The organism is Micromonospora sp. NBRC 107095 (assembly GCF_030269705.1).
GTDB lineage: Bacteria > Actinomycetota > Actinomycetes > Mycobacteriales > Micromonosporaceae > Micromonospora > Micromonospora parva.
Map to the genome: position 1 here is coordinate 824,790 of NZ_BSTU01000001.1, position 19,852 is coordinate 844,641.

The 19,852-nt window shown below is 69.6% G+C and carries 15 protein-coding genes and 1 pseudogene; 12 read left to right on the top strand and 4 right to left on the bottom strand.

The genetic code is table 11. From position 1 onward, the window contains the following. Nucleotides 1-54 precede the first annotated feature (54 nt). Entirely contained in the window at nucleotides 55-2,673 is a 2,619-nt protein-coding gene (locus QSK15_RS03915; protein ID WP_285792926.1) for a helix-turn-helix transcriptional regulator, read from the bottom strand. 255 nt (nucleotides 2,674-2,928) lie between these two features. Between QSK15_RS03915 and QSK15_RS03920 the strand changes: the two genes are divergently transcribed. The 11 genes from QSK15_RS03920 to QSK15_RS03970 all read left to right on the top strand — a co-directional run bounded on the left by QSK15_RS03920 (nucleotide 2,929) and on the right by QSK15_RS03970 (nucleotide 17,685). Next, nucleotides 2,929-4,128 carry a glycosyltransferase gene (locus QSK15_RS03920; RefSeq protein ID WP_285792927.1) on the top strand — a complete coding sequence of 400 codons (1,200 nt, stop codon included), beginning with the start codon at nucleotides 2,929-2,931 and terminating at the stop codon, nucleotides 4,126-4,128. Between the two features lie 15 nt (nucleotides 4,129-4,143). Next, complete coding sequence (locus tag QSK15_RS03925) at nucleotides 4,144-5,784, top strand: AMP-binding protein (protein ID WP_285792928.1); 1,641 nt, start codon at nucleotides 4,144-4,146, stop codon at nucleotides 5,782-5,784. Beyond that, on the top strand, nucleotides 5,784-6,935 hold the full coding sequence (locus tag QSK15_RS03930) for an acyl-CoA dehydrogenase family protein (RefSeq protein ID WP_285792929.1): 1,152 nt from the start codon (nucleotides 5,784-5,786) through the stop codon (nucleotides 6,933-6,935). The genes QSK15_RS03925 and QSK15_RS03930 overlap by 1 nt, the downstream gene beginning before the upstream one ends. Then, the gene (locus QSK15_RS03935; protein ID WP_285792930.1) at nucleotides 6,932-8,485 is read left to right on the top strand and encodes an aldehyde dehydrogenase family protein; all 1,554 of its coding nucleotides are present in this window, start codon (nucleotides 6,932-6,934) and stop codon (nucleotides 8,483-8,485) included. Before QSK15_RS03930 ends, QSK15_RS03935 begins: the two co-directional genes overlap by 4 nt. Beyond that, entirely contained in the window at nucleotides 8,482-8,829 is a 348-nt protein-coding gene (locus tag QSK15_RS03940; protein WP_285792931.1) for a type II toxin-antitoxin system RatA family toxin, read from the top strand. Before QSK15_RS03935 ends, QSK15_RS03940 begins: the two co-directional genes overlap by 4 nt. 317 nt (nucleotides 8,830-9,146) lie before the next feature. Next, the gene (locus QSK15_RS03945) at nucleotides 9,147-9,479 is read left to right on the top strand and encodes a hydroxyisourate hydrolase (RefSeq protein WP_279515004.1); all 333 of its coding nucleotides are present in this window, start codon (nucleotides 9,147-9,149) and stop codon (nucleotides 9,477-9,479) included. 655 nt (nucleotides 9,480-10,134) lie between these two features. After that, nucleotides 10,135-13,077 (top strand): AfsR/SARP family transcriptional regulator, encoded by a 2,943-nt coding sequence (locus QSK15_RS03950; RefSeq protein ID WP_285792932.1) that lies wholly within the window; start codon nucleotides 10,135-10,137, stop codon nucleotides 13,075-13,077. 196 nt (nucleotides 13,078-13,273) lie between these two features. After that, nucleotides 13,274-14,233 carry a GDP-mannose 4,6-dehydratase gene (locus tag QSK15_RS03955; protein ID WP_377619855.1) on the top strand — a complete coding sequence of 320 codons (960 nt, stop codon included), beginning with the start codon at nucleotides 13,274-13,276 and terminating at the stop codon, nucleotides 14,231-14,233. 8 nt (nucleotides 14,234-14,241) lie between these two features. After that, nucleotides 14,242-15,567, top strand: coding sequence for a UDP-glucose dehydrogenase family protein (locus tag QSK15_RS03960; RefSeq protein ID WP_285792934.1), 1,326 nt, complete (start codon nucleotides 14,242-14,244; stop codon nucleotides 15,565-15,567). Nucleotides 15,568-15,854: 287 nt separating this feature from the next. Continuing rightward, nucleotides 15,855-16,862, top strand: a complete 1,008-nt coding sequence (locus QSK15_RS03965; protein ID WP_285792935.1) for an aldo/keto reductase — start codon at nucleotides 15,855-15,857, stop codon at nucleotides 16,860-16,862. 172 nt (nucleotides 16,863-17,034) lie between these two features. Next, entirely contained in the window at nucleotides 17,035-17,685 is a 651-nt protein-coding gene (locus QSK15_RS03970; RefSeq protein WP_285792936.1) for a CGNR zinc finger domain-containing protein, read from the top strand. 36 nt (nucleotides 17,686-17,721) lie between these two features. Here the strand turns inward: QSK15_RS03970 and QSK15_RS03975 are convergent, their stop codons facing one another. Together QSK15_RS03975 and QSK15_RS03980 are read right to left on the bottom strand one after the other, a co-directional pair. After that, nucleotides 17,722-18,444, bottom strand: a complete 723-nt coding sequence (locus QSK15_RS03975) for a YdcF family protein (protein ID WP_051708200.1) — start codon at nucleotides 18,442-18,444, stop codon at nucleotides 17,722-17,724. A 168-nt stretch (nucleotides 18,445-18,612) separates the two neighbouring features. Further along, nucleotides 18,613-18,828 carry a four-helix bundle copper-binding protein gene (locus QSK15_RS03980; protein ID WP_285792937.1) on the bottom strand — a complete coding sequence of 72 codons (216 nt, stop codon included), beginning with the start codon at nucleotides 18,826-18,828 and terminating at the stop codon, nucleotides 18,613-18,615. Between the two features lie 17 nt (nucleotides 18,829-18,845). Here QSK15_RS03980 and QSK15_RS03985 point away from each other — a divergent pair. Then, nucleotides 18,846-19,084, top strand: a pseudogene (locus QSK15_RS03985) (multicopper oxidase domain-containing protein); the annotation flags it as partial. A gap of 48 nt (nucleotides 19,085-19,132) precedes the next feature. On the opposite strand, the gene QSK15_RS03990 reads toward QSK15_RS03985, so the two are convergent. After that, nucleotides 19,133-19,840, bottom strand: coding sequence for a DUF305 domain-containing protein (locus tag QSK15_RS03990; protein ID WP_285792938.1), 708 nt, complete (start codon nucleotides 19,838-19,840; stop codon nucleotides 19,133-19,135). Nucleotides 19,841-19,852: the final 12 nt, after the last annotated feature.

Consider the following 19,852-nt stretch of genomic DNA (forward strand, 5'->3'; position numbering starts at 1 on the left):
CGGCCGCGGGCTCGGATCGCGACCGGCTCCGGTCACCTGAGCGGCGGATCAGCCTCAGGTCTGCGGTCGGGTGAGCAGAACGCTCAGCGCGCCGAGCTCGCCCCGGTTGGTGATGCCGAGCTTGCGGTAGACCCGGTGCAGGTGGTTCTCCACTGTCCGCACCGACAGCACGAGGGTTCGGGCAATCTCACGGCTGGACAGCCCTCCGGCGGCGAGCTCGGCGATCTCACCCTCCCGGGGCGTGAGGCGCGGCGGCGCCAGCGCGGCCAACGCGGGCGAGCGGGGGATCTCGTCGCAGTGGCGCATGAACATGAGGGCGCGGGCGGCGGCGGTGGACGCCATGGCCAGACGGCCATCGGACCGGTGCCGCTCGGACTCCTCGGCGGCGGCCTCCGCCGCCAGCAGCGGGCTGCCCATTTCGGCGAAGTCGGCGGAGGCCTCCGCGAGCGCCGCCGCGTCGCCCTCCGCCATCGCCCGGGCGTGCAGGGCGTAGGACTTCCCGAGGAGTCGCCCGGACTGGCCCGCGAGCGTCCGCAGCCGGTCGGCGGCGTGCCGCGGAGCGCCCAGCCGCGCCGCGTCGTGCAGGGCCAGCGTCTCGAAACCGGCCGAACCCCGGTCCCGGGCCAGACGCGCGGTCCACTGCGCGTGCGCGGCGGCGTCGCCGTGCCGCGCGCCGATGACCCAGGCGCGGTTGAGTTCCGTCCAGGGGCTCAGCAGCCGCAGGGACACCCCGTCCAACCGGTCGGCCTCGGCCAACGTGCTGGCGGCGGCGTCGGGTTCGCCGGTCAGCGCGTAGCTGTGCGCGAGCAGCCCCAGCAGCACCGCCAGCATGTTGTTCGACCTCTGCTCGCGGGCGATCGAGATGCCCTCACGGCACCAGGACGCCTGGTCCCGCAGCTGCCCGCGCATCCGGGCGACCAGGCCGCGCAGCAGGCACGACACCAGGGTCGCGAACTGCCACCGGTTGGCGAGCGCCCGTTCGTAGCTGGTGCGGGCCCGCTCCTCGGCAGCGGCGAACTGCGCGGTCCACAGCATGCCGTGGACGGTGCCCAGGTCGGCGAGGACGGAAAGCCACGGTGCCTCGTCCGGCCACTCGCCGGCCAGCAGGTCGAGTCCCTCGTGTGGGCGGCCGGAGAAGACCATGGCCAGGCCGGCGGCCACCTGGGCTTCCGGCTCGTCCGGTGCCCCGGCCGCGAACTCCAGGGCGTCCTTCGGGGCGTCCGAGAGAGCACGCAGCAGCGCCTGCCGGGCGACCAGCCGCCGACGGGCGACCGGGTCGACGGCGTCGTCGACCGCCGCCGCCAGCAGCGCCTCGGCGGGCCCCTGCCGGTCGAGTCCGAAGTAGAGGTTGAACGCGCGCACCATGGCGACTCGGGCGCGGTCGAAGTCGCAGTCCAGCTGACCGAGACCGGACAGCGCCGACTCGGCTTCCGCCGGGCGGCCGGCGAACAGCAGGCCGTAGCCGAGCGGTTCGATCACCGCCGTCCCCCGACCGGCGGCCAGCTCGCGCTGGGCGAGCTGCCCGGCGAGCTCGAAGTCCAGTGCCGACCGTGCGGCCCTGGCGGCGACCGCCGTGTTCTCCGGGGACGGCCGCTGGCCACAGGCCAGCTGCCACCGTACGGTCCGCGCGAGGTCGACCGGGTCGTGGCTGCTGGCCTCCATCAGGCTGGCGCACTGACCGAGCCACCGCCGCGCGCGCAGACGCGGCGTGACCGCACGCAGGACGTCTCCGTAGATCGGGTACGTCAGACGGGCGAGGTCCTGGCCACCGCTTCGCTCGATGGTGATGAGACCGTGCGCTTCCGCTGCTTCGAGCACGTCAGCGGAGACCATCTCGCCGAGCACGTTCGGGCCGATCGGCTCCGTGACGGCGAGCAGCTCCATGGCGGAACGGCATTCCGGCGACACCGCCGCGAGCCGTTCGTCGATCAGCCCGGTGAGCCAGGACGGGATGGCGAACGGGCCACGGAGCATCCACATGCCGTCCTCGGTCACCAGCCGGTTCGCCTCCAGCTGCGCGGTCAGCAGCTCACGTACCAGCAACGCGTTGCCCGCGGTGGCCTCCCAGAAGCGCTGAACCAGAGCACCTTCCACCTGGCCGGACAGTGCCTCACCGAGGATCTGGTGGACGTCGTCACGGCTGAGCGGACCAACCTCGATCCACTCGGCCAGCCCGTCGGTCCACAGGTCCGCGATCGGGCGCGGCAGCCGCCGGTCGGGACGCACCGCGGCGAGGAGGAAGAGTTCGCCGCGCCGGGCGAGCTGCACCGCCAGTGCGGCGGATGCCTCGTCCAGCAGGGGAGCGTCGTCCACGACGAGCGTCAGACGGCGTTTGCCGGCCGGCTTGAGCAGCGCCTCGGCCGCGACCCGGAGCGCGTCGCCCGTGAACGGTGAGCGGAGCAGCCCGGACGGCAGGTGTTCGGCGAGCGCGCCGAACGGGACGTTGGCGGTCGCCACGGTGGTGACGGCCCGGATGACGTGGTGTCGCGCGGGGTCCGCCCGGTGGGCGGCCTCGGTCTGCAGCCGGCTCTTGCCCACGCCTTCCGGGCCGATCAACGCGATGCCGGCGGATCCGCGCCGGTCGGTCGCTGCGCAGATGCGCCGCAGCTCTGAGTGCCGGCCAGCGAAGACATCTCGGAGGCGGTCCCTGATCGTTACCTCGGTGGAATCCACCGGCCCACTGTCTTATTGGCCGCTATCGATCGGCTTTCGTCAAACCATCACTCCGGTCGCCTATCGCCGAACCGCGAGGCCAGCGCGCTCCTGAGTACCGAATGCGGTCCCTGTGTATCGAGCAGCCGGACCGGTTGAGTACTTCGTCGCGATAACCCGGTAGCGATGAGCGAGCCTTTCCCGCAGCGGTTTCCCCGTATCGTCGCCACTGCCGGCAAGCCCGACCAGAATCAGCTCTCGTGAATTGGGGCGATAATGTCGTATCTGAAGCCGACCGATCCTGCCGTACTGGCGAAGGCCGTCGCTGACAACCTCGTCGTCGCGGCCGACCCCGATGCACCCGCCTCGGGCCTCTACTACTGGGAGATCTCCCGGCCCTGGCGGGACAAGGTCGTCGACGCGGTCCGGACGTGTGGAGCCGACGCGATCCGTACGCTGGGTGAGAGCCTGCTGGCCGACCCGACGGACCACCGACGGTACTGGGCGCTGCACGCGGCGCTGGCGGAGCGGCACGGCCGCGACTCCGCAATCGACAACATCATGCACCTGGGCTGGCGTGCGGAGTGCAACTCGCGCCTGGGCCACGTGCTGAACGAGGACTACACGAACGACGCCGTCCCGGTGACGGTGGAGGAGATGGCCGCGTTCGACCCGGGGCCGCGGCTGCCTGAGGGCGCCGCGCCCGAGGTCCTCGTGGTGATCCCGTTCCACAGCCGGCTGGAGGGCGGCGGCGAGCGGCTGCGCAACCTCCTGGCGTGCCTGCGCTCGCTGCGTGACCAGTCGCTGCCGCGTGATCAGTATCAGGTGACGGTCGTGGAGAGCGACGAGCAGTCCCGCTGGCGTGACGTGATCAGCCGGTTCGCCGACAACTACATCTTCGCCCCCAAGAGTGGGGTGTTCAACAAGTCCTGGGCGATGAACGTCGGCGTCGCGAACACGCCCGGAGATACCGAGATCATCTGCCACATGGACGCCGACGTGCTGGCCGACCGTGACTTCCTGGCGCGCAACGTCGACCGCATGCGCGAACCCGGCACGATGGGGCACCTGCCGTACCGGGACATGGTGGCGATGGACTACCCCGCCACCTGGCGGGCGATCCGCGAACGGCTGCACGGCGGCGCGGCGGCGCCCGACCCGCGGCGGCTGCGCGCCTTCACGCTGCGCCGTGGGCCAGGGCTGTGCTTCTTCGCCCGCGCCGAGCTGTACTACCGGACCGGCGGCATGGACGAGCGCTTCCAGGGCTGGGGCGGCGAGGACATCGAGTTCAACTACCGCTTCGGTTTCGACGCGGCGTACGACGCCTTCGACGAGCCGCTGCTGCACATGCGGCACCCGTCCTACTCCGAGCTTCGCGGTGACGGCAAGTTGATCAACGCGCACCTCGTGCCGGGCAGCTGGCAGCCGACCCGGCCGATCGGTCAGCTCGACCAGTTCACCCCGGCCAGCGTCTGACGTTCGGAGGACGGCGTGACCACAGAGACAAGTACGGCGGTCCGGCGACTGCAACCCGCCGGACCGCACGACGACAGGACCATGCTCGACCATCTCCGGGAGGCCGTGGCCCGGCATCCTCAGCGGTCCGCGGTGATCTGCTGGCACGCCGACGGCCGGGCGACCGAACGGCTGACCTACGCACAGTTGGGTGCGACGGTCGAGCGGTTGGCGGCCGGGCTGGCGAGGCTCGGCGTCCGCCGCGGCGAGGTGGTGACGCTGCAGCTGCCCAACTCGTGGCAGCTCGTCGCCCTCGCCCTCGCCTGCGCGCGGATCGGCGCGGTCGCCGGTCCGGTGGCGCCGATCATGCGCCGGCGTGAGCTGGAATTCATGACCCGGCTCACCGAGAGCCCGGTGTACGTGGGCGCGGCCTCCTACCGCGGCTTCTCGTACGACGAGATGAGCGCGGAGGTGGCCGCGGCGGTGCCCTCCCTCGGCCATCGCATCCTCATCGGTGAGCCGAGCACTCCAGGCGCCCTCGATTTCGACACCGACCTGCTCAGCCGGGCCTGGGAAGACGAGGTGCCGCCCGGTGAGCTGGACGGCCGCGAAGCCGGCCCCGACGACCTGGCCCAGGTCATGTTCACCTCCGGCACCACCGGTGAGCCGAAGGGCGTCATGCACAGTCACCGGACGCTCTACGCGATCAACCAACGGCAGATCGAGGTGCTGGGGCTGACCAGCGACGAGGTGACGGCGATGGGGTCGCCCACCACCCTGCAGGGTGGATACACCTGGAACTTCGTCATGCCGCTGCTGCTGGGCGCGAGCGCGGTGCAACTGGACACGTGGGACCCGGCGCTGATGCTGCGGATCTTCGAGGCGGAGCGGGTGACGTTCTTCTACGGCGCGCCGACGTTCCTCAGCGACCTGATCCACGAGCAGCGGCGCAGCGGGCGGGACGTCGGCGCCCTCAAGGCGTTCGGCACCGGCAGCGCGCCGGTGCCACCGGTCCTCGTGGAGGAGGCGCGGGAGGTTCTCGGCTGCCGGGTCTACGCCGTCTGGGGCATGACGGAGAACGGCTGCGTCACCGTCACCCGCCCGGAGGACCCACCGATGCGGGCCGCGGAGAGCGACGGCACACCGGTGCCCGGCATGGAGATCCGCATCGTCGACGAGAAGACCGGCAGACCCGTCGAGAAGGGTGAGGTCGGGCGGCTCCAGGTGCGGGGCGACAACCAGTGCCTGGGCTACTACCGCCGTCCGAACCTGTACCGCCAGTCGCTGACACCTGACGGGTGGTTCGACACCGGCGACCTGGCGCGCGACGACGGACACGGCGGCATCCGCATGGTCGGCCGCCTGAAGGACGTCATCGTCCGGGGAGCCGAGAAGGTGCCGGTGGTCGAGGTGGAGGCAGCGCTGCTGCGCCACCCGGCGATCCGGGAGGCGGCCGTCGTCGGTTATCCGGACCCTCGGCTCGGGGAACGGGCGTGCGCGGTCATCGTGCCGGACGGCGAGGCGCCCTCCCTCGACGAATTGCGTGCCCATCTCACCGAGCTGGGCATGGCCAAGCCGTATTGGCCGGAGCGGATCAGCACGGTTGACGAGCTGCCGAAGACGCCGTCGGGAAAGGTCCAGAAGTTCGTTCTGCGGGAACGATTGAAGGCGACGTGATGGATTTCTCTCTTACTGCTGATCAGCGCGCGCTGGCGGAACGGGTGCGCACCTTCACCGAGAAGCGGATAACGCCGTTCTATCAGGACAGCGACCGGCAGGGTCAGTTCCGCCCCGATCTCCTGCCGGAGCTGGCCGCCGAGGGCCTGTTCGCACTGCGCGTCCCGGTCGAGTACGGCGGGTTGGGGTTGGACGCGGTCAGCACCGGCGTCGCGCTGGAGGAGTTGGCCCGGGGCGACCTCACCGCGTGCTACCCGGTGCTGAACGCCGCCCTGGTGGCCGGCATCATCACCGCCAACGGGACCGCGGAGCAACGCGCGCGCTGGCTGCCGGAGATCGCTCGCGGGGACGCCGTGGTGGCGTTCTGCATGACCGAGCCCAGCCACGGGACCGACGCGGCCGCCGTCAAGCTGCGAGCCGAGCCGAACGGTCCGCACGACTGGCGGCTCGTCGGCGAGAAGACCTCGATCATGCTGGGTGCGTACGCCACCCACGGCATGATCTTTGCCCGTACCAGCGACGCGCCACGTGCCCGTGGAGTCACCGCCTTCTACGCCCGGTTGGACGACCAGCACGTCGTGCGTTCAACCCTGCGTGACCTGGGCAGCCGTTCCGGCGGCCGGTCAACTCTGGTCTTCGACGGCCTGCCGGTCCAGGTGTCGGACGTGGTCGGCGAAACCGGACTCGGCTTCGCCCAGGGCATGCGCGGCTTCGACTACTCGCGGGCGCTCATCGCGCTCATGGCGGTCAGCGTGGCACAGGCCGCGCTGGACGACGCCATCTCGCACGCTCAGCACCGGCGGGCGTTCGACAAGCCGCTCGGCCAGTTCCAGGGGATCGCCTTCCCGCTCGCGGAGTGCGCCACCTATCTGCACGCGGCCCGCCTCGTCGCGTACGAGGCGCTGTGGCGCAACGACGCCGGGCTGGAGCACCGTCTGGCGGCGAACATGGCCAAGTGGTGGGCGCCGAAGGTGGCCGTCGAGGCGGCGCACCAGGCGTTGCTGACCCTCGGTCACTTCGGTTACAGCGAGGAGCAGCCGATCGCCCAGCGGCTCCGTGACCTGATCGGCACCCAGCTCGCCGACGGCACCGCCAACGCCACCAAGCTGGTGGTCGCACGGGAACTGCTCGGGCGGGAGTACGCGCCATGAGAACCTTCCCGTCCTACGTGGCCGGCAAGGACGTCGAGTCGGACCGGCACGTCTACGGCATCTCGGCGCGCGCGGCGCTGGAGGACACCTTCGGTGCGCTGCGCCTGAAGCGGCGGCTGGAGGCCGGTGAGTCCGGTGCCGAGGACGACCCGCGCATTGTCGGACGGTGCGCGTTGGCCGATCCGCAGACCGTCCAGCAGGCGTTGGCCGCGGCCGCCGCCGCCCAGCCGGAGTGGGGCAGGACGCCCCTGCGTACCCGGCTGCGTCTGGGCGAGGCGATCCGCCGGCGGCTCGTCGCGACCCGCGAGGAGTTCGTGGAGCTGATGGTCGCCGAGGGGCGGCCGCGGACCCCGTCGTACGCCGAGATCGACGGGTTGCTGCACATCTTCAGCGAGCAGACCCTCTCGTGGTGCGCGGAGCTGCTGCACCGCGAGTTCTCCCACGACGGCAGGCGTATCGTGGTGCGCCGCCGTCCGGACGGGGTCGTCTGCGTGGCGCCGCCGCAGAACGCGCCGCACTCGAACGCCATCTACGGCGCGGCCGCCCTGCTCTCCGGCAACACCGTGGTGATCAGGGCACCGCGCAGTCTGCCGCTGGGTGTGATGTACGCGATCCGGGAGATCATCGCCCCGGCCCTCGACGAGGTGGGTGCGCCACCGGGCACCGTCAACGTCGTGTGCGGACCGCCGATGCTCGACGACTGGCTGGCCAGCCCGCACGTCGACGACATCATCTACTTCGGCGGCAGCGAGAAGGGGCTGGCCTTCCAGAACGACTGCATCGCCGCCGGCAAGAAGCCCATCCTGGAGCTGGCCGGTAACGACTGCGCCGTGGTCTGGCGGGATGCCGATCTCGACGTGGCGGTCCGCGCGCTGACCGAGGCGTTCAACGCCTCGGGGCAGATCTGCAACGTGCCCAATCAGGTCGTGGCGCATCCGGCGATCGCCGACGAGCTGCTTGACCGGCTCAGGGCCGCCGCCGGGCAGATCCGACCCGGATACCCCGACGACGAGGGCGTGGAGCTCACGCCGGTCCTGGCCCAGCGGAGCTTCTTCGCGGTGCTCGAGGAGGCACTGGCCGGTGGAGCCCAGTTGGTGTGCGGCGGACGCCAACTGGAGGTGGACGGGTCGCCGTCCGACACCGGCTACTTCCTGGAACCGACCGTGGTGCGCGTCGACGGCCTGGCGCGCAGCCGCGAGCTGTCGGTGGTCCGCGCCGAGACGTTTTTCCCGCTGCTACCGGTGGTGGTTCCTGAGCCGGACCGCAGTGACGACGCGCTGCTCGAGGATGTGCTCGACTTCGTCAACACCAACGCGTACGGCCTCCGCAACTCGTTCTGGTCGGCTGACGAAGCGGCGGTGGAGCGCTTCGTGGGTGGCGTGACCAATGGCGGCGTCATCAAGGTGAACGACGAATCGCACTCCGGCTTCTTCCCGTACCTGCCCTCGCACGGCGGCACCGGCCTCACCGGCGGCGTCTTCGGCGAGGCCAGCTACATGATGATCCGGACGACGCATCTGCAGGCGGTCTCACTGAGGAGCGGCTCATGAGGACGATTCGGGTGACAATCGGAAGCAGGGTGTCGCCGGATGCCGCGTTCGATCGGATCAGGCAGTTCGACGACGAGTGGACGGTGCCGTTCCGCGGTGGGGCGATTCACTGGCGGCAGCGGTCTGAACCGGCGCCGAGTGAGCGCCGTATTTCGTTCACCCAGACCGATGGCGATTTCCGAAGCATGTCCGGCGTGTGGCGGACAGTACCCGCGGCCAAGGGCTGCGAGGTGCTTTTCGAGGTGACGTACGACGTCGGGGTGCCGATATACGACCGGATCCTCGACCCGCTGATCGAACGGGTGCTGTCGAGGGCTGTCCGGAGGGCGGTTTCTGACTTCTAGGCGCTTCCCGCGCAGCATGAAGGTGGTCCCTCGAATCGGTTTCCGACTCGAGGGACCACCTCTCGTTGTGGGCACCCGGCCCAAGTCGTCAGCCCCAGTTGGTATCACGGCGCATAATCTCGTTCCCCCTTCGATCTCGACTACGGACCGAGTCCACCAGCGCCCGCTGTCGACCTGATATCTGATGGCTGTCGATCCGTCCTCGATTCGCTTAGCGCAAGCCGGGGAGAGCGCTTGCCGACTTGATAGCGGGATGAAAGCGGTCAGCTGTAAGCTCACGCGAGCCGCTGCCATAAATGGAGGGACTTGGATGTCAAATGATTGGTGTTCGCATTATTGATGGCGCGTCGGGTCGACCTGTTCCAGGCGTGCTGGTGCGGCTGCACAGCCGCGACGATCGAGGCTGGGCGCCATTGATGTCCGGGTTCACGGCAAATGACGGCCGGCTGCCGGCGTTGGAGGAGCTTCAGGTGAAGCGCGGCGCCCATCAGCTCACGTTCGATCCCTCCAGTTACTTCGCCGGCCTCGGGACTGTCGCGGAGTACCGCGACTTTTCGGTGTCCATCCAGGTACGCGAGATCGAGCTCGACCTGCGGATGGCCGTCTACCTCAACGCTGCGGGTTTCGCCGTCTACGGAGAACGTGGATAGTGCACCGTCCGGAGCGGGCTTGAGCGGGTCGTTTGTGGACGGCACGCGTGGTGGTCGTCGATCGGTGTCGCGAGCAGGATGGCGCGGTGTCTGCTCGCGTGGTTGCCCCTGGGTCGGCGGTGTCGGATCAGCGTCGACCGGGGCGTTTTCCGCGCGCTGACCCGCCGTCCCGGTTGAGAGGGGCTGCGGCGGCGGTGACCCGAGAATGCTCGGCGCCAGCGAGGCTTCGGCTCGCGGGACTTCGCTGCCCAACTCGCGGCTGGGTGGACCGTCGAGCGAGCCCCGGCCTGACGCACCCGCCGTCGTCTGCTGACGCGGAACTGCGAGCGTCATCGGGTGCACGTTGACGCCGCGCCCGCCGGGCTGGCACCGCCGGCGTGACCCGTCGAATCACCGTCTCGTGCGTTCACCTGCGCCTGGCCAACACGTCATCTCATAGACGCTCTGAAACATCGGCGATCCCGAATCTCGCCTGGTGCCGGCCTGCATGCTTCGCTACCATGTAAAACGTTCTCCTATGCGGGGCGTCAAACGATCATCCGGCCAGCTCCGGGGGGCGCCGTTGGGCTGGCGATGTGTCGTTGTCGACGGGGAGGAAGCTTGTCGACGGGGAGGAAATTTGCAGGTTTTCCGCATACTTGGACCCTTGCACGTTGTGAACGCCAGCATCACCGCCTCCCGGCAGCAGACAGTGCTCGCCATGCTGCTACTGGAGGCCAATAATGTGGTCCCGCTCGGCCGGCTTATCGAGGCGGTATGGGAGGAATCGCCGCCATCGACAGCCAAAAGTCAGATTCAGATCTGTATATCGGCGGTACGACGTGCGCTGCGAGGCACGGGTCTCGACGATCGGATCGTCACCAACCCGGCCGGCTACCAGATCAGAATCGCCGAGGGTGAGCTGGACCTGCACATCTTCAACGACCTTCTGAGCGAAGCCCGCACGGCGCTGCGGGAGCAACGGCTGGAGGATGCCGCGTCGGGTTTTCGGCAGGCCCTGGCGCTGTACCGCGGAGTTCCGCTCAGCGGCGTGGACAGCCGGCTGGTCGAGGCGGCGGCAACCCGGATCGCTGAGCGACGGCTCGCCGTCGTCGAGGACTGTCTGGAACTGGAGCTGCACCTCGGCCGGCATCGCGAGACCATCGACGAACTGATGGCGCTCGTCACCGAGCACCCGCTGCGTGAACGGCTGTGGCAACAGCTGATCACCGCGCTCTACCGGGCCGGTCGGCAGGCGGAGGCGTTGGCGGCATACCGGTCGGCACGGCAGGCCTCGATCGACGACCTCGGGTTGGAGCCGAGTGAGCCGCTCCGGTTGTTGGAGCGGGCCATCCTCAACGGAGACCTCGAGCCCGGCCCGGCAGTGGAGCCGGAATGGCCGAATCCGATCGAGCCGGCGCCCCCGGTGCCCCGAATGGCGCCTGCCGACATACCGGACTTCACCGGGTACGGCGAGCTCGTGACCGAGTTGGGCGACTTCTTGCGCTATGGCAGCGGCCATTCCGACCACGACTCCGTGCCGGTCCTGACCATCACCGGCCGCGGCGGCGCGGGAAAGACGACCCTCGCCGTGCATCTGGCGCACGAGTTGGCCGGGGAATTCTCGGACGGGCTGCTGTTCACCCGGTTGGGTCCGGAGCGGTCACACAGCGGCGGTGTTTCCCAGATCCTCGACGGTTTTCTCCGCGCGCTCGGCATGCCCGGGTCCTCGATACCGGAGGGGCTGGAGGCGCGCGCAGCGACCTTTCGAAGCCAGATCGCCGCGTCCCGGGTGCTGATCGTCCTGGACGACGTCGTCGACGAGCGACAGGTCTACCCTCTCCTGCCGGGCAGCCCCAGCTGCGGCGTGATCGTGACCAGTCGGCGCCGCCTGGCCGGCATCCCCGGCTCCCGCCTCGTCGAGGTGAGTGCACTCGAACAGCGCGACGCCGTCGAACTGCTGACCCGGATGATCGGCTCCGAACGGGCCTCCGCCGAACCGCGCGAGGCCCTGCGCCTTGTCGAGCTGTGCGGTCGGTTGCCGCTGGCGCTGCGGATCGCGGCCGCGAGGCTGATCGCCCGTCCGCACTGGCGGATGGCGCAGCTGACCGAGCGACTTGAGGACGAGGGTCGGCGTCTGGACGAGCTGGCGCACGGCGGCCTGGATGTGCGGACCAACATCGCGATCAGCTACGAGGGCCTCGACGAGCAGGCGCAACGGCTGTTACGGCGGCTCGGCCTGCTCGAGACCCACGACTTCCCGAGCTGGACCGCCGCGCCGCTGCTCGACATCGACGTGTCCACCGCGTCGGACACGCTCGACGCGCTGGTGGACGCGCAGCTGCTGGAGGTCGTGGGCGGATTCGGCGTCGACACCCGCTACCGGCTGCACGACCTGGTCCGGGTCTACGCCCGTGAGCGGCTCGCGGCCGAGGAGACCGCACCGGTCCGGCTCGAGGCCGCTCGGCGTCTCCTCGGTGCGTGGCTGTTCCTCGCCGACGAGGCGCACCGCATCCTCTACGGCGGCGACTACACCGTGATCCACAGCAGGGCGGAGCGTTGGAGTCTGCCTGGAAACCTCGTCCACGACCTGCTGCGCGATCCGCTGATGTGGTTCGAGAGCGAGCGAGCCGCCGCGGTGGCCGCAGTGGGCCAGGCATCCCAAGCCGGCGCTCCCGACTACTGCTGGGACCTGGCGATCACCATGGTGGCGCTCTTCGAGACCGGCAGCTACCTCGACGACTGGCGAGCCACTCACGAGATCGCCCTGCTCACCGCGCGGCAGGCTGACGACCGACTCGGCACTGCCGCGATGCTGTACTCGCTGGGCGCGGTGGACATCGTCGAGCAGCGCTTCGACGACGCGCGCGCCCGGCTGACCCAGGCGCTTGAGGTGTTTGACGAGATCGGCGAGGCCCGGGGCCGCGCCCTCGCCCTACGGCACCTCGCCTTCCTCGACCGGGTGCACGGTGACCTCGATCAGGCGTGGGCGCGCTACAGCGAGGCACTTGCCGCGTTGCATCCGCTCGGGGACGCGGCTGGCACCGCGCACATCCTCAGCGGCATGGCGCGCATCAAGCTGGAATGGAGCGAGCGCGGCTCCGCCGCCGAACTGCTGGCCGAGGCGCTGCGGAAGGTGACCGAGGTCAACAGCACCCGGGTCCAGGCGATGGTGCTGCACCGGCTGGGTGAACTGCACTTCGAGGACGGCGACCTGACCCGGGCCGAGGAAGAGCTGACCAAGGCCCTGAAACTGGTACGCGGCGGCCACGACCGCGCAGGCGAGGCACACGTGCTGCACGGGCTCGGTCTCGTGAAATTGCGGCAGCACCAGCATCACCAAGCGGCGGTGACGCTGAACCACGGGTACGCGATCGCCCGCCGAAACGGCGACCGGCTCGCCACCGCGCGATTCTGCCTGGCGCTCGCGCGGGTACACCGGGCTCGACGGGACTACTCCTCCGCACTGGAGTGGGCCTCCCAGGCGCTCGGGATCTTCGACCAGTTCCACGCACTGCTGGGTCGCCTGGAGGCCGACGAGCTACTCGGGCAGATCCGCGACGAGGCGGCCGGCCGACACGACGTGCGCGAACAAGCTGTTCTTCCGCCCGCTGTCTGAGGTAGCGCCAGTCCGTCGCAACGGTAGGCGTGCGGGCCCGTTGAGTGCTGGTCGAGCCGCGTGCAGAGTACCCGGCCGACAGTACGTTCATCCCACCGGAGAGTGGGCTCAGCCGTCGCAGCATTGACGCGGCGGTGCGATAAGGCTCCGCGTAGCCGAGGTCCAAACCCACTTTCGACAGGGATTGGAGGTTCCCGTGTCGCAATCCAGCAGATTCCGACGAGCCTTGGTGACCGGCGGTGGAGGATTTCTCGGCTCGTACGTCTGCGAGCAGCTCCTCTCCGCCGGCGTGGAGGTGATTGGCGTCGACAACTTCTCCACCGGGCACCGCAGTTACATCGAGCACCTGATGGGCCGGCCGGGTTTCACGCTCGTGGAGGCGGATGTCTCCGAGGAATTCGACACGCCGGGATCGGTCGACCTGGTGATGCATCTGGCGTCGCCGGCGTCGATTCCCGAATTCTATCGGCTGCCGATCGAGACCATGCTCGTCGGTAGCTACGGCACACACAACGCGCTGCGCATCGCCCGCCGATGCGGAGCCCGCTTCGTGCTGGCCTCCACTTCGGAGGTGTACGGCGACCCGCTGAAGCATCCGCAGGACGAAGGGTACTGGGGCAACGTCAACCCGATCGGTGCGCGATCGGTCTACGACGAGGCGAAGCGGTTCGCCGAGGCCTTCACCACGGCCTACGGCAAGAAGCACGACGTGAGCGTGGGTATCGCGCGCATCTTCAACAGCTACGGGCCGCGGATGCGCCCGGATGGTCGGGTTATCTCCGGTTTCATCGCCCAGGCCCTCGACGGCGTCCCCCTGACGATCCACGGCGACGGCAACCAGACGCGGTCGCCCTGCTACGCCGAGGACACCGCACGAGGCCTGTTGGCGATCGCGGAGAGCGACTACGGGCAACCGGTCAACATCGGCAACGTCGACGAGGTCACCATCCGCGACCTGGCCCAGATGATCCTCGAGGTGACGGGCAGCCGGTCACCGCTGAAGTTCATCGAGGCCGACGAGGACGACCCTCGGCAGCGCTGCCCCGACATCACTCGGGCGGAGCGGGAACTGGGCTGGCGGCCACAGGTCGCCCTCAAAGAAGGCCTACGGCGGACGGCAGCGGCCGCCAGCAAACCATCAGCGGACTGGAATTAGGAGGCACAGTGCTTACGATCTCCGTGCTGGGCTGCGGGTATCTCGGTGTCACACACGCCGCCGGTATGGCCGAGTTGGGGCATCAGGTCATCGGGATCGACATCGACCCGGAGAAGATCGCCGCGCTGGCAGACGGCCGGGTGCCGTTCTTCGAGCCTGGGCTGGACGAGCTGATCACCCGCAACCTCGCCGAGGGGCGTCTGCGGTTCAGCACCGCGTACGAGGACGCCGCGACGGCCGATGTGCACTTCATCTGCGTGGGCACGCCGCAGCGCAGCGACACCAGCGCCGCCGACCTCAGCCACCTGCACGCGGCCATCGAGGGTCTGGCACCGTCGCTGGCGGACGGGTGCCTGGTCGTCGGCAAGTCCACCGTGCCGGTCGGCACGGCGGCTCACCTGGCCGAGATGCTCCGCGTTCTGGCGCCCGACCGCGAGAAGGTGGCGGTCGCCTGGAACCCGGAGTTCCTGCGCGAGGGCACGGCGGTGGCCGACACCCTGCGCCCGGACCGCCTCGTGCTCGGCGTGGCCGATACGTCCGCCGAGGCGGTGCTCCGCGAGGTCTACGCGCCGCTGATCGAGGCGGGCGTTCCGGTGGTGGTGGCCGATCTTCCCACCGCCGAAGTCATCAAGACCGCCGCCAACTCCTTCATGGCCACGAAGATCTCCTTCATCAACGCGATCGCCGAGTTCTGCGACGCGAGCGGCGCCGACGTCACAGTCGTCGCCGAAGCGCTCGGACGTGACCCGCGCATCGGCGAGCAGTTCCTCAAGGCCGGCCTCGGCTTCGGCGGCGGTTGCATCTCGAAGGACATCCGGGCCTTCCGGGCCCGCGCCCACGACCTCGGCGTCGGCCACGCCCTGGCCTTCCTGGCCGAGGTCGACGCGGTGAACCTGCGGTGCCGCGACCGGGTGGTGGAGTTGCTCCGCAAGCAGTGCGGCGGCGGGTTCAGCGGGCGGCGGGTGGCGGTGCTCGGCGCCGCGTTCAAGCCCAACACCGACGACATCCGCGACTCGCCCGCGCTGTACGTGGCCGAGCTGATCAGCCGAGAGGGCGGTGTCGCCGCTGTCTACGACCCGCGGGCGATGGAGAACGCCCGGCGTGCCTTCCCCCACCTGACCTACGCCACCAGCCCGCTGGACGCGGCCCGCGGTGCCGACGCGGTGGCCCTGTTGACCGACTGGCAGGAATTCGCCACCCTCGACCCCCGGGTGCTGGGCAAGGAGGTCAAGAGCCGCAACATCGTGGACGGGCGGCACCTGCTCAACGCCGAGGAGTGGCAGCAGGCAGGGTGGCAGTACGTCGCGCCCGGCCGCCCCGCGCTGCAGAACTGACGGTGCCGCGTCGCGGACGTGCCCGACGGCGTCGAGTTGCTGAACCAGCCACCCGTCGCCGTCGGGATGTTCCACCGCGCCATTGGCGCGGACGCCGTTGACCTGAGTCATCGTGGTAGCCACCGGTGGCTACCACGATGCGTCGGTATGCGGGCATCGGCCAATCTCAGGCTCCGACAGCGGCGCAGCTCGCCCTTTTCCGTTCCGCAGAGGCGTATGACCGGCGCGCTTTTCGAGTAGCGCAACGGGTTGACGTGGAGGACGCGAGAACAGATAGCTTTCCCGCCATGAGGACTGTGGAATTGGGGCGTACGGGTGAGCAGGTCAGTCAGATCGCTCTCGGGTGCATGTTGATGGGAACGCTCACCGACGAGGCGTCGTCGGTGGAGATGCTGGACCGTTACCTCGATGCCGGGGGCAATTTTGTCGACACCGCCAACTGCTATGCGTGGTGGCCGTCGCCGGGCAACACCGGTGGCGAGAGTGAGGAGCTGATAGGCCGTTGGCTCGCCCGCGGCGGTCGGCGCGACAAGGTCTTTCTCGCCACCAAGTGCGGTGCGCGGTTGGCCGATCCGGAAGAGGCCCGTGGCAAGACGTGGGAAGAGGTCCAGGCCCGTTTCGAGGGTGCCAGCGCCGACACCGTACGCCGGGGCATCGACGACAGTCTGCGACGGCTCGGCACCGACCACGTCGACCTGTTCTACGTGCACGTCGACGACCGGTCGACGCCGCTGGTGGAGACGCTGGCCGCCCTGGCGGAGATCGTCCGCGACGGCAAGGCGCGGTACATCGGCTGGAGCAACGTGCGCACCTGGCGGCTGGAACGCATCCGGCAGCTCTGTGACCGCCATGGTTGGCCCGCGCCGGTAGCAGTACAGCAACAACACAGCTACCTCCGTCGCCGCGCCGGGCTCGACCACAAGTCCATCGTCGACGACGAGCAGCTCGACTATCTGCGGACGCACGACGACCTGACCCTGGTCGCGTACTCGCCGATCCTCAAGGGGGTCTACGATGATCCGGCGAAGCGGCGGAACCACGACATCATGGATCCGTACCAGGGCCCGGATGCCGAGGCGCGCCTCACGGCCCTCACCGCACTCGCCGCCGAGCTGGGGGTCAAGCCCAACCAGTTGGTGCTCGCGTGGCTGATGCATCAGACGTCGCCGAGCATCGTGCCGCTGATCGGGCCGCGGACCCTCGACCAGTACGCGGCTGCCATGTCGGCGATCGACGTCAAGCTCGACGCCGCACACGTCGAGCGGCTCGACGCCGCCGGCGCCCATGCCTCGTGATCAGGGCAGTGGCGTACGCGTTCGCTCACCTCACCGGTTCTGTGCCGATCGCCTGAGCCCCCCGCTGCGGTCCGACCGGGATGACGTGGCGGCGGGCCGCGCCGCCGTCACCGACCCTGGGCCCGGCCGCAGCATAACCTCCTTCGGGGGTTTAGGTGGTAGCCTTGTCGGCATGCCACTCGACGTGTGTCAGCTGCCATTGGTCGGCGGGCACCCTGTGCTCGATCTGGTCAACACACTTGAGCGAGGGGGCGAGTCGCAGCACGACTTCCTGTCCGACAGCTCCGCCCTGCTGCGCTGGTCGGTCCGGGTGGGTCTGATCAGCGACGCGGAGGCCGACCAGGTTGCTCAGGCGTGGCGCGACGAGCCCGCAGCGGCGCACGCCGGTTTGGCCGCCGTGCGAGACATCCGCGAAGGGCTGCACCTCGTGCTGCTTGCGGCGATCATCGACCCCGACGGTGGTAGGCCGGGCGACCCCATCGCGGCCGGTGCCGCACTCGTCGCCCTGCACCAGCGTTGGTCCGGCGCGGCAGCCCGGGCGCGATTAGTGCTCGACTCGTCTCGGGTGCGGCTGGCGTACGGCACGGTGCCGGCCATGTTGGTGCCCGACCGGATCGCCGAGGCCGCCTTCGACGTCATGCTGACGGCCGACCTGACCCGGGTGCGCCGCTGCCCGGTGCTCGAAGGTGGCTGTGGCTGGCTGTTCCTCGACCAGAGCCGCAACGGTTCCCGCCGCTGGTGCCGGATGGCCGACTGCGGCAACGCGGTGAAGGCGCGACGGCTCACCGAGCGTCGCCGCGCCGCCCGACTCCCGCGCTCGTAGGCTGCCGGCCTGCTGCACCGGCGTCCTCGATGGATGTCAGGCCGACACGCCATCCTCGACAGACCGTCGCGAGCCCCCTCGGAGAAGCGGCTCGTGATGACTCCACAGCCACTGCAGGTACTGCTGCAGCTCCTCAAGCGTGGCGATCCACCCCTGGTCCGCGTACGTCAGCATGCGCTTCACCTCCCCGGGCACGAGGTCGTAGGCGGTGGCTCCGGTTTCCGGGACCAGCCGGTCCGGGGGCACCGCCACCGGCACCGGAATGATGGGAAGGCGAACGCCTGACTCGGTGAACGCTTTGAGGAGCGTGAGGTAGGCGCGGGGCAGGTGGTAGGGAGAGACGGCGAGCGCCAGGCTCGTGATGCCGTGGGCCTTGACCTGGTTGACGATCCACGCGGCCTGCAGGGCCGTGTTGGGAGCCGGCTCGGCCTGGACGTGGACTCCACCGACGCGACGGAGGCCGAGGCTGCGCAGGTAGCCGAGTGTGATGTCGACGTAGGTCTTCTCGGTCGGGTTGCCGTTGGCCACCAGGAGGTAGCGGAGATCGAGGTTCGTCTCCCAGCTGCGGATCGCATGGGTGAAGCGCCATTCCTCGCCCTGGCCACTGGCGATGACGAGCGCATCGACGTGGTCGGCGGCTGACGGCGGGAGAGCCAGAATCATCGTGAGGGCTTTCGTCACGGCCAGGAACTGGCCGGCCGTGAAGCCCGCGAGGTCGTCTTCCCTTGCGATCCGAGGAGTCGTGCTGCTCGGGCTCATCAAATCCCTCGGCCTCATCCTGTAGTTCGAAGCATGGACTCTACTCGGTATTGAGTAGATCCATTTCAACACGTAGGTGGTGCTGGCCGCCGGCATCCGCACTGACCACGCCGAACCCGCACCCCTCGCCGGATGGGCGGACGGCGGTGGGGCAGACCCCGGCCGCGATCAGGCACGCTGGCGTGTGTCGGCGGAGTCCAGGTTCGTTCGGACGCACCTGGCCAACTCGGCGACCATGTCCTCACTCAGGCAGGCGCCCGCGCACGCGGTACACGCCTGCGCGCAGTCGTTGAGGGCGTCGATCGCCGCCGCCAGCTTCGCTCGGTCCAGGTTGACCGACTTCGGGTACGTCTCCAGCATCGGCATCGTCGTGCTCGGCATCATGCCGCTGACCGTGCGGCGGGGGGCGGGTACGACTGCGGCTGGTCAACCGCGGCACCATGTTCCATCCCATGCACGTGCACGGGCACACCTTCGCGTGGTCGGCTCGGGCACCCGTAAGGACACGGTGGTCGTGCCGGCCCGGCAGACCGTCACCGTCGGCCTCGACGCCGACAACCCGGGTGAGTGGATGACCCACTGCCATAACGCCTATCACGCCGAGGTCGGCATGATGATCAATCTGGCGTACCTGTCGTGACGGGTGCGGTGGCCGGACGGGTCCGGCCACCGCACCGCGACGCACCGATCAGATCCGGGCCAGCAGGGTCTTCATCGTGTCGATCTCGGTCTGCTGGGTGGTGGCGATCCGTCCGGCGAGTGCCTTGGCGTCGCTGTTGGCGCCCTGGGCGGCCTCGGTCCGGGCCATGGTGATCGCTCCCTCGTGGTGGGCGATCATCATGGTGAGGAACTGCCGGTCGAAGTCCCGGCCCGAGGCCGCCGACAGCCGGGTCATGTCGGCGTCGGACATCATGCCGGGCATGCCGTGATCCATCCCGGGCATGGCGGAGCGGGTCGGGGCGCCGCTACCGCCGTGGTCCATCCCCGGCATGGCGGTGCCGCCGTGGTCCATGCCCGGCATGGTGGTGGGCGCACCGCTCGGCGTCGGCGTGCCCCAGGCGGTCAGCCAGCCGCTCATGGTGGCGATCTCCGGCGCCTGGGCCTCTTTGATCTGGGCGGCGAGCTGCTTGACCTGCGAGTCGGCGGCCCTCGTGGCGGCCAGGTCGGCCATGGCCACAGCCTGCTGGTGGTGCGGAATCATCATCTGCGCGAACATCACGTCCGCCGCGTTGTGCGCCGCGGCCGAGGTGCCGTCGGCCGGGGCGGTGGCGGTGGGCGAGCCGTGGCCGCCACCGCCCGCGCCGTGGTCGTCGCTGCTGCCGCAGCCGGCCAGGACGGCGGTGGCGGTGAGGCTCACGCCGGCCACGAGGGCACGGCGCAGGAGGGTACGGGACATGGTGAGGTAAGC

What these genes read in the sequence shown, in the direction of transcription:
- QSK15_RS03975 (WP_051708200.1), bottom strand. Translation starts at nt 18,444, where the DNA reads ATGAGCCCGAGCAGCACGACTCCTCGGATCGCAAGGGAAGACGACCTC.
- QSK15_RS03930 (WP_285792929.1), top strand. Translation starts at nt 5,784, where the DNA reads ATGGATTTCTCTCTTACTGCTGATCAGCGCGCGCTGGCGGAACGGGTG.
- QSK15_RS03935 (WP_285792930.1), top strand. Translation starts at nt 6,932, where the DNA reads ATGAGAACCTTCCCGTCCTACGTGGCCGGCAAGGACGTCGAGTCGGAC.
- QSK15_RS03945 (WP_279515004.1), top strand. Translation starts at nt 9,147, where the DNA reads ATGATTGGTGTTCGCATTATTGATGGCGCGTCGGGTCGACCTGTTCCA.
- QSK15_RS03980 (WP_285792937.1), bottom strand. Translation starts at nt 18,828, where the DNA reads ATGATGCCGAGCACGACGATGCCGATGCTGGAGACGTACCCGAAGTCG.
- QSK15_RS03920 (WP_285792927.1), top strand. Translation starts at nt 2,929, where the DNA reads ATGTCGTATCTGAAGCCGACCGATCCTGCCGTACTGGCGAAGGCCGTC.
- QSK15_RS03990 (WP_285792938.1), bottom strand. Translation starts at nt 19,840, where the DNA reads ATGTCCCGTACCCTCCTGCGCCGTGCCCTCGTGGCCGGCGTGAGCCTC.
- QSK15_RS03965 (WP_285792935.1), top strand. Translation starts at nt 15,855, where the DNA reads ATGAGGACTGTGGAATTGGGGCGTACGGGTGAGCAGGTCAGTCAGATC.
- QSK15_RS03940 (WP_285792931.1), top strand. Translation starts at nt 8,482, where the DNA reads ATGAGGACGATTCGGGTGACAATCGGAAGCAGGGTGTCGCCGGATGCC.
- QSK15_RS03970 (WP_285792936.1), top strand. Translation starts at nt 17,035, where the DNA reads ATGCCACTCGACGTGTGTCAGCTGCCATTGGTCGGCGGGCACCCTGTG.